General features: G+C 72.6%; 9 protein-coding genes. All 9 read left to right on the forward strand.

Features of this window, described 5'->3' with window-relative positions; translation table 11 throughout:
* The first annotated feature begins 176 nt into the window (after nt 1-176).
* On the forward strand, nt 177-1,058 hold the full coding sequence (locus tag AC06E6_RS00720; protein WP_240213278.1) for a glycosyltransferase family 2 protein: 882 nt from the start codon (nt 177-179) through the stop codon (nt 1,056-1,058).
* Entirely contained in the window at nt 1,055-1,891 is an 837-nt protein-coding gene (locus tag AC06E6_RS00725) for a glycosyltransferase family 2 protein (protein WP_240213277.1), read from the forward strand. The genes AC06E6_RS00720 and AC06E6_RS00725 overlap by 4 nt, the downstream gene beginning before the upstream one ends.
* Before the next feature lie 272 nt (nt 1,892-2,163).
* The gene (bcsD, locus tag AC06E6_RS00730) at nt 2,164-2,619 is read left to right on the forward strand and encodes a cellulose biosynthesis protein BcsD (RefSeq protein WP_478059919.1); all 456 of its coding nucleotides are present in this window, start codon (nt 2,164-2,166) and stop codon (nt 2,617-2,619) included.
* A gap of 22 nt (nt 2,620-2,641) precedes the next feature.
* Nucleotides 2,642-2,950 (forward strand): hypothetical protein, encoded by a 309-nt coding sequence (locus AC06E6_RS00735; protein ID WP_161615609.1) that lies wholly within the window; start codon nt 2,642-2,644, stop codon nt 2,948-2,950.
* 88 nt (nt 2,951-3,038) lie between these two features.
* The gene (bcsA, locus tag AC06E6_RS00740; protein WP_478059920.1) at nt 3,039-5,189 is read left to right on the forward strand and encodes a UDP-forming cellulose synthase catalytic subunit; all 2,151 of its coding nucleotides are present in this window, start codon (nt 3,039-3,041) and stop codon (nt 5,187-5,189) included.
* A complete protein-coding gene (bcsB, locus tag AC06E6_RS00745; RefSeq protein ID WP_478059922.1) occupies nt 5,186-7,504 on the forward strand; it encodes a cellulose biosynthesis cyclic di-GMP-binding regulatory protein BcsB in 2,319 nt (772 codons plus the stop codon). The genes bcsA and bcsB overlap by 4 nt, the downstream gene beginning before the upstream one ends.
* A 2-nt stretch (nt 7,505-7,506) precedes the next feature.
* Nucleotides 7,507-8,673: a cellulose synthase complex periplasmic endoglucanase BcsZ gene (bcsZ, locus tag AC06E6_RS00750; protein ID WP_478059924.1), complete on the forward strand. Its 1,167-nt coding sequence runs from the start codon at nt 7,507-7,509 to the stop codon at nt 8,671-8,673.
* Nucleotides 8,655-13,070, forward strand: coding sequence for a cellulose biosynthesis protein BcsC (locus AC06E6_RS00755; RefSeq protein ID WP_478059926.1), 4,416 nt, complete (start codon nt 8,655-8,657; stop codon nt 13,068-13,070). Before bcsZ ends, AC06E6_RS00755 begins: the two co-directional genes overlap by 19 nt.
* A gap of 114 nt (nt 13,071-13,184) precedes the next feature.
* Complete coding sequence (gene pncB / locus AC06E6_RS00760; protein WP_293765276.1) at nt 13,185-14,363, forward strand: nicotinate phosphoribosyltransferase; 1,179 nt, start codon at nt 13,185-13,187, stop codon at nt 14,361-14,363.
* Nucleotides 14,364-14,397: the final 34 nt, after the last annotated feature.

Raw genomic sequence — 14,397 nt, forward strand, 5'->3', positions numbered from 1 at the left:
GGCGCCGCTGCCGTGCCTGGCACGGCGGATGCGCGCCGCGCTGCCGCGCCACGGCGTACGGGCAGCGGGTACGCGTCGCCACGGGCGACTGCTAGAGTTCGCGGCGTCAGCCTCAGGGGACCGCCGGTCGTGACCACTACCGCACCATCCACGCCACGCCGCACCGGGGACGCCGCGTGCCCTTGCCGGTGATCCTGTTGCCGGTGGGCGTGGACGACGTGGCGCTCGACGCCTGCCTGGCGGCGCTGGAAGCGGCGACACCGGCCGGTACCCCGGTCTGGTTGGCCGACGACGCGCAGGGGGGGCCGCGGGTGCAGGCGGTGATCGAACCGTGGCTGGCGCGTACCCGGTTGCAGGCGGAGTACACCCGGCGCCCGCGTTCGATCGGTGAATCGGCGCACCTGGAACAGATGCTGCAGGCCTGCGGCGATGCCGACGTGGCGGTGCTGGCGCCCGACGCCGTACCGCTGCCGGGCTGGCTGCAGCAGTTGTCCGACTGTCTGGCGCGCGATGCCTCCATCGCCACCGCCACGCCCTGGAGCAATGCCGGCGAGACCGTGGCCTGGCCGCGCGCCGGCGAACGCAATGCGCTGCCGGCCGATCCGGCGCGGCTGGCGCGCGCCTGCGCGTCGATGCCGCTGCTGCACCCGGAACTGCCCTCGGCGGTTACCCATGCGGTGCTCATACGCGGCAGCGCGCGGCGCCGCGCCGGTGGCCTGGATACGCAGAGCTGCGCCTCCTGGTACGCGGCGCTGGTGGACCTGAGCCTGCGCATGAGCGGGCTGGGCTGGCGCAACGTGCTGTGTGACAACGCCTTCGTCGGCCGCCGCGACGAGGGCCGCCCCGCCGACGGCGACATGGAAGTGCTGGGCAACCGCTGGCCGGCCTGGACCGCGCGCCTGGCCGGCTTCCTGATGGACGATCCGCTGCATGGCCATCGCCAGCACCTGCTGCAGTTGTGCGAGCAGGCGGCGCTCCCAGCGCGGCAGCCGGACCTGTTCGGCGACGGTGACGGCGACGGCGACGGCGACGGCCCGGGGTCGGAGGCGGCGTCGTGAGCGCAGCGATCGCGGTGGTGGTCGTCAGTTACCAGAGCGCGGCGACGCTGGACGAATGCCTGGCGCGGCTGCGCGCCGCGCATGGCGTGGCGCAGATCCGGGTGGTGGACAACGCCTCGGACGACGGTTCGCTCGGCATCGTCCAGCGCCATGCGCTGGCCGATCCGCGCGTGCGCTTCATCGCCAACCCCGACAACCCCGGCTTCGCCACCGCCTGCAACCAGGGCGCGCGCGACAGCGACGCGCCGTGGCTGGCGTTCGTCAATCCCGACCTGATGGTCGAGGCCGACACGCTGGCGCGGCTGCACGCGCTGGGCCTGCCGCTGGGCGACTGCCTGCTCGGGGTGGAACAGGTGGACGAGCAGGGCCGTGCGGACGCGGCGGTGCGGCGCCGCGATCCCGACTTCGCCGCGATGCTGCGCAACCCCGCGGCCGGCGCGCGGCTGGCGCTGGCCGCCGACCCGGCGCAACCGCTGCAGGTGGTGCCGGCGCTGTCCGGCGCGCTGCTGTTGATGCCGCGCGCGCTGTTCGAGCGCATCGGCGGCTGGGACGCCGGCTACCGGCTGCATGCCGAAGACCTGGACCTGTGCCGGCGCGCGCGCCAGGCCGGTGCGACGGTGGCCATCGCCAACGAACTGGCGGTGCTGCACGTGCGCGGCGTCTCCAGCCGCGCGCGGCCGTTCTTCGTCGAGTGGCACAAGCACCGCGGGCTGTGGCGCTATTTCCGCAAGTTCGAGGCGCCGCGCCGCGGCCTGCCGGTGCGCGCCGCGGTGTGGTGCGCGATCTGGGCGCATGCGGCCGCGCAGGTGCCGCGGCTGCTGCTGCGCCGCTGACGGCCCGCCGGCGCCAGCGCCCGGCATTCCCCCTGTTGTCCCGTGCCGCCTGCAAAGCCGCCGTCATTCCGGCGTGGTTCTCTTACGGTCGTGTGCTTTGCTGTGCGCATCTCCGGCAGTGCAACCGGTGCGGCGGTATGACCGCGGCGGCGGAAGCTTGCTGGGTGTTGGCTTGAATTGTGATCTAATTCACAATATTGGGTGATGTCCGATGGCGCAGGAGGCGGGATGCGGTGCGTAGGTGCGGTGCGGATGCGCAGGGGAATGGCCGGGTGAACCCGACGGAGTTGCTCGATGGGTATCGCGAACGTGCCTGTGCCCGGCAATGGCGGGGCTTCCTGCGGGCGATGGCCGCCGAATTCGACCAGGCGCTGCCGGAGGAGGAATCGGCGCGGCTGATGGCGCGTATCGGGCAGCGCTTTGCCGACGCCCATGCGCTGCCATCGGTGGCGACGGTCGAGGCCCTGCAGGCCGCGGTCAACGCGGTGTGGGCGGACTGCGAATGGGGGTGGGCGGCGTTCGAGGAGCGCCCCGACCAGCTGCGCATCGTACATGCGGCCTCGCCGCTGGCGGCGGCGCTGGGGGGCGGTCGCTGGCACCACGGCTTCCTGGAAGGCGCCTACCGGCACTGGCTGCGTGGCGCCGGCATGCTGGCGGTTCTCGACGTGCGCCACCTGGCCACCGGCAACCGCGACGTTTCGATCTTTGGCGTAGGGCGGGTGTTTTGACGATGCATGGGATGCGTTTGGCATGAGCAGCAGGCAACCGGCGGCGGCGCCGCCGTGCGATGACGATGTGGCGGGCCTGTTCATGAAGCTGGGTGACGGCAAGGGACGGCCGGAGTACCGGGAATTCCCCGAGGCCGCGCTGCCCGCCGCGACGACGCGGCCGGCTGCGCCGGCGGCCATGGAAACCGTGGCCGGCGCGCAACCCGCGCCTGCGGCCGAGCCGCCCGCCACGCCGGCGGACACGCCACTGTCGCAGTTGTTCCGCAGGCTGGCCGACGCCGGCGGGACGATTCCGGACGACAGCCCCCTGGTCCGCTTGCGCGGGCAATAGGAGTGGGGCACCGACGCCACGCAGGACCGCCGTGACAGGCGCTCCGACCGGCAAGGCCGCCCGCAGGGGCGGCACACAGGGGAAATCAATGAGACTTTCAATCAGGCCCGAGGGCTCGCAGGCCCTGGCTCGCCTTGGCTTGGCCGCGCTGGTGCTGGTGGGCGTGCTGCTCATCGCCTTCGTCGTCACCGTGCCGCTGGACGTGACCCAGCAGCTGCTGTTCTCGCTGGCGGTGTTCGCCATCGGCCTGTGCCTGCGGCGCGCCCGCAACCGCACCGTGCCGCTGCTGCTGATGGGGCTGTCGCTGGTCATGTCCAGCCGCTACATGTGGTGGCGGCTGACCGAGACCATGGGCATGGGCAGCGTGGTCGACCTGACCCTGGGCTTCGGCCTGGTGATGGCCGAGGTCTACGCGTTCGTGGTGCTGGTGCTGGGCTACTTCCAGGTGGCCTGGCCACTGCACCGGCGTTCGCTGCCGCTGCCCGGGAACCAGTCGCTGTGGCCGACGGTGGATGTGTTCATTCCCACCTACAACGAACCGCTGTCGGTGGTGCGCACCACCGTGCTGGCGGCGACGGTGATGGACTGGCCGGCCGGCAAGTTGAAGATCCACCTGCTCGACGACGGCCGCCGCGAGGAATTCCGCGCGTTCTGCGAAGAGGTGGGGGTGAACTACGTCACCCGCACCAACAACAACCACGCCAAGGCCGGCAACATCAATGCGGCCTTGAAGAAGTCCGACGGCGAGTACGTCGCCATCTTCGACTGCGACCACGTGCCGACGCGCTCGTTCCTGCAGATGTCGATGGGCTGGTTCCTGCACGACGCGCGGCTGGCGGTGGTGCAGACGCCGCACTACTTCTTCTCCGCCGACCCATTCGAGCGCAACCTGGGCACCTTCGGCAAGGTGCCCAACGAGGGCGAGCTGTTCTACGGCCTGCTGCAGGACGGCAACGACGCCTGGAACGCGACCTTCTTCTGCGGCTCGTGCGCGGTGATCAAGCGCGCGCCGCTGGAAGAGGTGGGCGGGGTGGCGGTGGAGACGGTGACCGAGGACGCGCACACCGCCATCCGCCTGCACCGCGCCGGCTACCGCAGCGCCTACATCCCGGTGCCGCAGGCTGCCGGACTGGCGACCGAGAGCCTGTCGGCGCACGTCGGCCAGCGCACCCGCTGGGCGCGCGGCATGGCGCAGATCTTCCGCGTCGACAACCCGATGCTCGGCCGCGGCCTGAGCCTGGTGCAGCGCATCTGCTACACCAACGCGATGCTGCACTTCTTCTATGGGCTGCCGCGCATCATCTTCCTGACCGCGCCGCTGGCGTTCCTGTTCTTCGGCGCGCACGTGATCCATGCCTCGGCGCTGATGATCTTCGCTTATGCGCTGCCGCACCTGGCGCAGGCCAGCCTGACCAACCTGCGCATCCAGGGCGGGCACCGCCACCTGCTGTGGAACGAGGTCTACGAGACCGCGCTGGCCTGGTACATCCTGCGGCCGACGCTGATGGCGGTGATCAACCCGCGGCTGGGCAAGTTCAACGTCACCGCCAAGGGCGGCCTGGTCCACGCCAGCTATTTCGACGCGCAGATCGCCCGCCCGTACCTGTTCCTGCTGCTGCTCAACCTGGCCGGGGTGGTCGCCGGCATCGTCCGCCTGGTGATGGCCGACAGCAGCGGCGAGGTCAACACCATCTGGCTCAACCTGGGCTGGACCTTCTACAACATGGTCATGCTCGGCGCGGTCATCGCCACCTGCAGCGAGCAGCGCCAGATCCGCCGCGCACACCGCGTGCCGCTGGAAATGAAGGCGCTGCTGCACCTGCCCGACGGGCGCGCGCTGGCCTGCAGCACGGTCGATTTCTCCACCGGCGGCATGGCCATCCGCCTGGACGAGCCGCAGCCGGTGCAGCCCGATACGCCGGTGGAGATCGAACTGCGCCACCGCCAGCGCAGCCAGCGCCTGCCGGCCCTGGTACGCCACGACCGCGACGCGCAGGGGCTGAGCCTGCAGTTCGGCGCGCTGAGCATCGAGCAGGAACGCTGGCTGGTCGCTTCCACCTTCGCCCGCGCCGACATCTGGGTCTCGCTGTGGGGCCGGCACGAGCGCGACACCTTCCTGCGCTCGCTGTCCGACGTGCTCCGCGCCAGCCTGCGCGGCTTCCATCGCCTGGGCCGATTCGTCATCACGAGGGGGCGGCACGACGACGCTGCCCGGCCCGCCCCCGGAGAAACCGCATGAAGCACTGCCTGCACATTCCGCCGACCTCCCCCGTGCGTACGCGCGGCGCCTGGCTGGCCTTCACCCTGGCCCTGCTGGCCGGCGCCACCCATGCGCAGACTCCCGCCGCCGCGCCCGCGCCGCCGGGCCTGCAGCCGGAGATCGCCGCCGCCGCGCCCGTGCCGGGCGCGCTGCCGCTGCAGCGCAGCCGCGCCACGCTCAAGCAGCTGGGGCTGGACTATGAAGTGACGCTGCGTGGCGTGCAGGGCACGGCCGGCATCCCGTTCTCGATCCGCGCCGACCAGGTCGTCGACCACGCCGCGCTGCGCCTGAAGTACACCTATTCGCCGGCGCTGCTGCCGGACCTGTCGCACCTGCGCGTCACCGTCAACGACGTCACCGTGGCGACGCTGCCGGTGTCGGCCGAGGAGGCCGGGCGCCCGGTCGAGCGCGACGTCGCCATCGATCCGCGCCTGGTGACCGGCTACAACCGCATCAACCTGCAGCTGATCGGCCACTACACGCGCGAGTGCGAGGATCCGGACCACAGCAGCCTGTGGGCCAACATCGACAGCGCCAGCTACCTGGAACTGGGCTGGCTGCCGCTGCCGTTGAGCAACGACCTGGCGCTGCTGCCGGTGCCGTTCTTCGATGCGCGCGACACCCGCCGGCTGGAGCTGCCGTTCGTGTTCGCCGGGCAGCCGGGCAACGGCCAGCTGCAGGCCGCCGGCATCGTGTCGTCGTGGTTCGGGGCGCTGGCCGGCTACCGCGGCGCGCTGTTCCCGGTGTCCACCGGGGTGCTGCCGGCGCGCGGCAATGCGGTGGTCGTGGCGACGCCGCGCAACCTGCCGGCCGGGGTGGCGCCGGTCGAGGTGTCCGGTCCGACGCTGGCGGTGGCCAGCAACCCCAACGATGCCGCCGGCAAGCTGCTGCTGGTGCTGGGCCGCGACGATGCCGAACTGCGCGCGGCGGCCACCGCGCTGGCGCTGGGCGCACCGCTGTCCGGCGCCAGCGCGACCCTGCGCGAGGTCAAGGACGCCGCGCCGCGCAAGCCCTACGACGCGCCCAACTGGGTGCCCAGCGACCGCCCGGTGCGGTTCTCCGAGCTGGTCCGTAGCACCAGCGAGCTCAACGTGGTCGGTTACAACCCGGACCTGATCCGCATCGGCCTGCAGTTGCCGCCGGACCTGTTCGTGTGGCGCAAGGACGGTATCCCGGTGGACCTGCGCTACCGCTACACCCTGCCCGAAGGCGCGGACAAGTCGGTGCTCAACATCAGCATCAACGACGCCTTCGTCACCACCCTGCCGCTCAACGGCCGTCCGCTGGCGACCTCGGTACCGCGGCAGATGTGGCAGAAGCTGGGCGCGCGCGGCGCGATGCCGATCCGGCAGCCGCTGCTGCTGCCGACCGGGCCGTTGTCGGCCAGCAGCCAGCTGCGCTTCCATTTCTTCTTCGACCGCCCGCGCGCGGAGGAATGCAAGAACACCTTCCCGGACGTGTCGGCCGCGATCGACGACGCGTCCACCATCGACCTCAGCGGGTTCGCGCACTACATGGCGATGCCCAACCTGGCCGCCTTCGGCAACGCCGGCTTCCCGTTCACGCGCATGGCCGACCTGGCCGACAGCGCGCTGGTGATGCCGGACAACGCCAGCGGCGACGACGTGGCCAACGCGCTGGCGCTGCTCGGCCGCATGGGCGCCTCGACCGGCTATCCGGCGCTGCGCACGCGCGTCATCCAGGCGCGCCAGGTCGACGAACACGCCGACCAGGATCTGCTGGTGCTCGGTTCGCGCCGCAACCAGCCGCTGTTCGCGCGCTGGGCCGCGGCGATGCCGGTCGGCGACGCCGCGCAGGTCCGCCGCTTCGGCCTGTCCGACTGGCTGTTCGACAAGCTGCCGGCGTTCCTGTCGCCCGATGCGCGGCGTACCGACCTGCCGACCGTGGCCGAGGTCGGCGTGCGCCCGGCGCCGGGCGACGTGCTGCTGCAGGGCTTCGAATCGCCGCTGCGCAAGGGCCGCAGCGTGGTGGCGCTGATGGCCGACGAACCGGCCCACGTCAACCGCCTGTTCGAGGCCTGGTTCGATCCCGAGCGCCTGCGCCAGTTCCAGGGCAGCGTGGTGCTGCTGCAGGGCGACAAGGTGCGCAGCCTGGCCGGCAACCAGACCTACTACGTCGGCGAGCTGCCGCCGCTGCTGGCGCTGCGCTGGTTCTTCGCCCATCACCCGCTGTGGATGGCGCTGGGCGTGGGCCTGGTGTGCCTGCTGTTGGCGATGCTGGCCGCCTGGCTGCTGCGGCGCCATGCGCGTGCGCGCCTGAAGGTGGCGGGCTGAGCATGGCGCCGGCTGCCGCGCGCATGCTGTCCCGGCGCGACCTGCTCGGGCTGATCGCCGCGGCCGCGGCGGTCGCGGCCTGCCCGCTGCGGGCGGCGACCGCCTGCGGCGTGGCGTGGCGCGACTGGCAGGGCTTCGTGCAGCGGCACCTGCAGGACGACGGGCGGGTCATCGATTTCTCCCACCCGGACCAGCGCAGCACCTCCGAGTCGCAGTCCTATGCGCTGTTCTTCGCGCTGGTGGACAACAACCCGGTGCTGTTCGACCGCATCCTGGCGTGGACCCGCCGCCACCTGTGCGGCGGACGCCCGGACCTCAACCTGCCGGCGTGGCTGTGGGGGCGCGCCGCTGACGGGCAATGGCGCGTGCTCGACGCCAATACCGCGTCCGATGGCGAGCTGTGGATCGCCTATGCGCTGCTCGAGGCCGGGCGCCTGTGGAACCGCCCCGGGCTGGCCCAGGCCGGCCGCCAGGTGCTGGCGCTGATGCGCACGGCCGAGGTGGTCGAGCTGCCGGGCTTCGGGCCGATGCTGCTGCCCGGCAACCGCGGCTTCGTGCAGCGCGACCGCTGGCTGCTCAATCCCAGCTACCTGCCGCTGTTCGTGCTGCGCCGGTTCGCGATGGTCGACCCGCGCGGCCCGTGGGCGCGGCTGGCCGAGCGCAGCGTGGCGCTGCTGCGCGCGGCAGCGCCGGTCGGCTTCGCGTCGGACTGGATCGCCTGGAACGGCGAGGCCTTCGTGACCGATCCGGTCAAAGGCGCGGTCGGCAGCTACGACGCCATCCGCTGTTACCTGTGGGCCGGCATGACCGACCCCGGCGAACCGCTGCGGCGGCGCCTGCTCGACGCCCTGCCGGGGCCGGCCCGGCTGCTGCGCGCGCGCGGCGGCTTCGCCGAGAAGATCCAGACCCGCAGCGGTTCCGCCGACGGCGCCGCGCCGGCCGGCTTCTGCGCCGCGCTGCTGCCGTACCTGTCGGCGCTGGGCCAGAGCGCCATGGCGAATGCGCAGGCCAGCCGCATTCCCGCGCCAGGCCCCGCCGCCGACGCCCTTGGCTACTACGACCGCGCCCTGGTGTTGTTCGGGCGCGGCTGGATGGACCGCCGTTTCCGTTTCGCTGCCGACGGGCGCCTGCTGCCCGCGTGGAGTACGACATGTTCCGCAAAAACCTGAAACCGCTGTACCTGCTCGGCCTGTGCGTACTGACCGCGCCGGCCTGGAGCCAGAATGCCGCCTCCACCCGGCAGCTGGTCAACCAAGGCAACTACTGGCTCGACCAGGGCCGCGAGGACCTGGCCGCCGATGCCTGGCGCAAGCTGCTGGCGGCCGACCCGGCGCAGCCCGACGCGCTGCTCGGGCTGGGCCTGATCGACCTCAACCAGGGGCGTCGCGCGGAAGCGCAGCGGCGCCTGCAGCAACTGCAGTCGCGGCATCCGTCGGCGGCGCAGACCGCGCGGCTGCGTGCGGCGCTGGCGGGCGGCGGCAGCGCCGCCGGCGGTTCGCTGCAGGCGGCGCGCAGCGCGGCGGCGGCCGGTCGTTATGCCGAAGCAGTCAAGGCCTATGACGAGGCCTTCGGCGCCGGTGGGCCGCCGGACACGCTCGCGCTGGAGTACTACCAGGTGCTGGCCGGCACCCAGGACGGCTGGACGCGGGCGCGCGACGGCCTGCGTCGGCGGGTCGCCGCCGAGCCCGACAACGCTGCCGCCGCGCTGGCCCTGGCGCAGGTGCTGACCTACCGCGAGCCGGGCCGGCGCGAGGGCATCGCCCAGCTCAGGACGCTCAGCCAGCGCCCGGATACCGCCGGGCCGGCACGCAGCGCCTGGCGCCAGGCGCTGCTGTGGCTCAACGCCACCCGGGCCGACGCGCCGCTGTTCCAGGCGTTCCTGGAGCTGCAGCCGGACGACCGCGAGATCGCCGCGCGCCAGGCCCAGCTGCGCGACCAGGCGGTGCGTGCCGAGCCCGCGCCGGACCCGAACCAGCGGCTGCTGGGCGAGGGCTTCCGCGCCCTGCAGGGCGGCACCCTGGACGTCGCCGAGGCGCGCTTCGCGCAGGTGCTGCGGGCGCAGCCGAAGAACACCGAGGCGATGGGCGGGCTGGGCTCGGTGCGGCTGCGCCAGGAGCGGTTCGGCGAAGCCGCCGAACTGTTGCGCCCGGCGGCCGCGGCCAATGGCAAATGGCGCGGTGCGGCCAACGCCGCCCGCTACTGGCAGACCCTGCAGGAAGTGCGGCGGCAGCCGGGAACCGACGCGGCGGCGAAGGTCCGCGAAGCCATCGCGCTGCAGCCTTCCGAACCCACCGGGTACGTGCTGCTGGGCGACCTGCTGGGCGCCGGTGATGCCGCCGCGGCCGAGACGAGTTACCGCAAGGCGCTGGAACTGGATGCCGGCAACGCTGGCGCGCTGCAGGGGCTGGGCACGCTGCTCGGCCGGCTGGGCCGTGCCGACGAAGCCGCCGCCGTGTTCGAGCGGCTCACCCCCGAGCAGCAGGAACGTGCCGGCGGTGCCGCGGTGCTGCGTGCCACCCTGGCGCGCGCACGCGCGCAGCAGGCGATCGCCTCGGGCAGCCTGGAAATGGCGCAGATCGAACTGGAGGACGCGGTGCTGCAGCAGCCACGCGATCCCTGGCTGCGGCTGGAGCTGGCGCGTCTTTACCAGCGCCTGGGGCGCCCGGACCAGGCCGACGGCATCATGGCCGGCCTGCGCGCGCAGGACGCGGACGCGCCGCAGTCGCTGTTCGCGCAGGCGTTGTTCGCCCGCGAACGCAACGACTGGAATGGTGCGTGGGCGCTGCTCGAGCGCATCCCCGCGGCAGCGCGCGATGCCGAGATGCGCGCGTTGCACGACACCGCCTGGGTGCAGCTGCAGGCCGCGCAGGCGCGCACCCTGCTGCAGGGCAACCGCGTCGGCGAGGCGCAGTTGCTGCTGGCCCGCGCCGAGTCGGCGCTGGGCGAACGCATCGACCAGCCCGGCATCGCCGCCGCCCTGGCCGGGGCCTACGCCGACATCGGCAGCCAGCCGCGCGCGCTGGCGCTGGCGCAGCGGCTGATGCAGGGCAACCCGGACGTGGACAACCGCCTGCAGTACGGCGAGGTGCTGCTGCGCGCGCGCCAGGACGCCGAGCTGGCGGCCCTGCTGCGGCAGCTGGGCGATGCCAGCCTGGACCCGGCGCAACGCAGGCGCCTGCAGGCCCTGCGCAGCGGCTACGTGCTGCGCCAGGTCGATGCGCTGCGCGAGCTCGGCAACCTGGAGGGCGCCTACGACGTGCTGGCGCCGGTGCTGGCGCAGCAGCCGCAGGATCCGCAGACCATTGCCGCGCTGGCGCGGCTGTACGCCGCCGCCGACGACCACGGCCAGGCGCTGGCCCTGTACCAGCAGCTGCTGCAGCTGGCGCCGGGCGACGTCGATGCGATGCTGGCCGCGGCCGGCAGTGCCGCGGCAATGCGCGACCTCGGCACCGCCGAGCACTACCTGGAACAGGCGCTGGCACGCGCGCCGCAATCGCCGGAGGTGCTGGCCGCGGCCGGGCGGGTCTACCGTGCGGCCGGCAAGAACCGCCGCGCCGAGAGCTACTTCAAGGCCGCCATCGCCGCCGCCGCGCGCGGCGCGGGGCAGCCGGACAACGGTTATCCGCACGCCAGCACCGCGCTGGCCGGCGCCGGCCGCGCCTTCAATCCCTTCGCCGGGATCACCCGCGGCAACACCCGGCCGGCCGCGCTGCGCGCCGATCCGGCGCCGCTGCCGGCCAGCGTCGCCGCGCTTGCCGCCACGCCGCCGGCCACCGCCATGCTGCCGCCCGCGCAGGTCGACGCCGACGGCCTGCCGGCCCCGGTGCTGGCAACGTCCGCCGTGCCCGCGGTGCCCGCCGCGGCCATCCCGGCACCGCGTCGTGGCGCGGCGCCGGCCGCGCCGGCCGGCATGTCGCCGGCCCCGGTCCGCGGGGTGATCGACGAACTGCGCGAACTGCGCGCCGACAGCAGCAGTGCGCTGGCCGCCGGCGCCGCCTACCGCAACCGTGACGGCGAAGCCGGGCTGGGCCAGCTGGCCGACCTGCAGGTGCCGCTGCAGGCCCGTTTCGGCGTCGGCGACGGCAAGCTGCAGGTGGCGGTGACGCCGACGGTGCTGGACGCCGGCCGGGTCGACGACGCCTATGCCTCGGCCAGCCGCTTCGGCGCCGGCCCGCAGCTGGCGCTGTCCGGGGCCCTGGCCGCCGACCGCGCCCCGGTCGACGACCTGGTCGGCTCGTCGCTGTACCAGGCGCTGCTGACCAACGGCGCCACCACCGCGACCCGCAACCTGATCTACGAACGCGCGCTGGACAGCGGCCGCTACCAGGAATTGTTCAACCAGACCGACGCCACCCTTACCGCGGCCGAGCGCCGCAAGGCCACGCTGGAGCTGCTGTACGCCGATCCGCTGCCGGACTACATGCTGGGCCGCGACCTCGGCAACACCCCGATCGCCGATATCGCCCGGCAGGTGCTGGGCAGCACCGCGCTGCTGCGCGGGCTCAGTGCCGCCGAGCAGGCGCAGCTCAAGGCACTGGCCGGTGGCAGCAGCGCCGCGCAGACGCCGCTGGCGTTCCAGGACACGCTGTATGCGATGGTGGCCAACGCCGCCGGCGCGCGCCGGCTGGGTTCGCAGGACGCCAGTGGCGCCGGGCTGTCGGTGGGCTTCGAACAGGGCGGCTTCCACGTCGATGTCGGCACCACCCCGCTGGGCTTCGGCGAAACCGGCATCGTCGGCGGGGTCGGCTACCGCGGCCGCGTCGGCGATACCCTGACCTGGTCGGGCGAGGCCTCGCGGCGCGCGGTGACCGACAGCCTGCTGTCCTTCGCCGGCGTCAGCGACGCCCGCAACGGCCTGCAATGGGGCGGCGTGACCGCGACCGGCGCGCGCATGGCCGCGACCGTGGACAACGGCCTGCTCGGCGGCTACGCCAGCCTGGCGTGGCACCGCCTGCAGGGCACCCACGTGGCCGGCAACGACCGCCAGGAACTGGGCGCCGGCGTCTACGTACACGCACTGGAAACGGCGAACCAGTCGCTGACCGCGGGCCTGAACCTGACCGCGATGCAATACGACCGCAACCTCAGCGGCTTCACCTACGGCCATGGCGGCTACTTCAGCCCGCAGCGCTACGTGGACGTGGGCGTGCCGCTGCACTGGAACGGGCGCAGCGCCGCGCAGCGGCTGGCCTGGCAGGTCGACGCCAGCGTCGGCGTGCAGAGCTTCAAGGAAGATCCGGCGGACTATTTCCCGCTGGACTCGGCGATGCAGCAGGCGGCCTACGACGCCGCGTCGCTGGCCGCGCTGCTGGGCCTGACCCCGCGCTATGTCGAACCGGTCTACAGCGGCCAGACCAAGACCGGGGTGTCCTACAACCTGAGCGCGGCGGCCGAATGGCAGTTGTCCACCCAGCTGTTCCTGGGCGGGCGCATGGAGTTCAACAACGCCCGCGACTACCGCCAGTTCGGCACCAACGTGTACCTGCGCTTCCTGCTCGACCGCCTGGGCGCGGGCCTGGGCCGGCAGCCGCAGCCGCTGCGCTCGCCCTACGCCGCGGACGAATGACAGCTGCCCGCGTGCCCGGCCCCGGCCCCGGCCGGGCCCGCGGCCCGCGGGGCAGGGGAGGCCGCCGCGGCGGCGGCCCCCGGGCCGGGACCGGAGGCGGCGCATAATGCGCGCATGATCATCCAGTCCCTGCTCGATACCGACCTCTACAAGTTCACGATGATGCAGGCGGTGCTGCACCAGCACCCCGGGGCCATCGTCCAGTATCGTTTCAAGTGCCGCACCCCCGGCATCGACCTGGCCCGCCACCTGGACCAGATCAACGCCGAGATCGACCACCTGTGCAGCCTGCGCTTCGCCGCCGACGAGGTGGATTACATGCGCCAGCTGCGCTTCGTGAAGCCGGATTTCGCCGATTTCCTCGGCCTGTTCCACCTGGACCGCAAGTACATCGACCTGCGCGCCTCGGCCAGCGTGCCCGGCGAGATCGAGCTGGACATCACCGGCCCGTGGCTGCACACCATCCTGTTCGAGGTGCCGCTGCTGGCGATCATCAACGAGGTCTGGTTCCGCAATACCAGCACCCCGGATTTCGCCGAGGGCGAGCGCCGCCTGCGCGCCAAGACCGCGCTGCTGCGCGATACCCCGGGCTTCGGCAACTGCCGCATCGCCGACTACGGTACCCGCCGCCGTTACTCGCGCGACTGGCACGCGCACATGCTGCCGCTGCTGCGCGATGCGCTGGGTGCCCAGTACGTGGGCACCAGCAACGTGTATTTCGCCCGCCGCTACGGCATGACCCCGCACGGCACGATGGCGCACGAGTACCTGCAGGCGTTCCAGGCGCTGGGCCCGCGGCTGCGCGACTCGCAGGTGGCCGCGCTGGAATCGTGGGCCCGCGAATACCGCGGCGACCTCGGCATCGCGCTGTCCGACGTGGTCGGGCTGGACGCCTTCCTGCGCGATTTCGACATGTATTTCTGCAAGCTGTTCGACGGCGTGCGCCACGACTCGGGCGACCCGTTCGCATGGGGCGACCGCATGCTGGCGCACTTCAAGGCCAACCGCGCCGATCCTTCCAGCAAGATCCTGGTGTTCAGCGATGGCCTGAACATCGAGAAAGTGATGCGGCTGTACGACTACTTCCGCGACCGCTGCCAGGTGGCCTTCGGCGTGGGTACCCACCTGACCAACGACCTGGGGCCGACCCCGCTGAACATCGTCATCAAGATGGTCCGCTGCAACGGTCAACCGGTGGCCAAGCTCAGCGATTCGCCGGGCAAGAGCATGTGCGACGACCCGGGCTACCTGGCCTATCTGCGGCAGGTGTTCGGCCTGCCCCCGGCGCCCTGAGAACCGCAGCGGCGCGGGGCCCGGCGGCCCTGCG

The sequence above is a fragment of the Stenotrophomonas sp. Steno-Z10-HUANG genome (genome assembly GCF_056393075.1).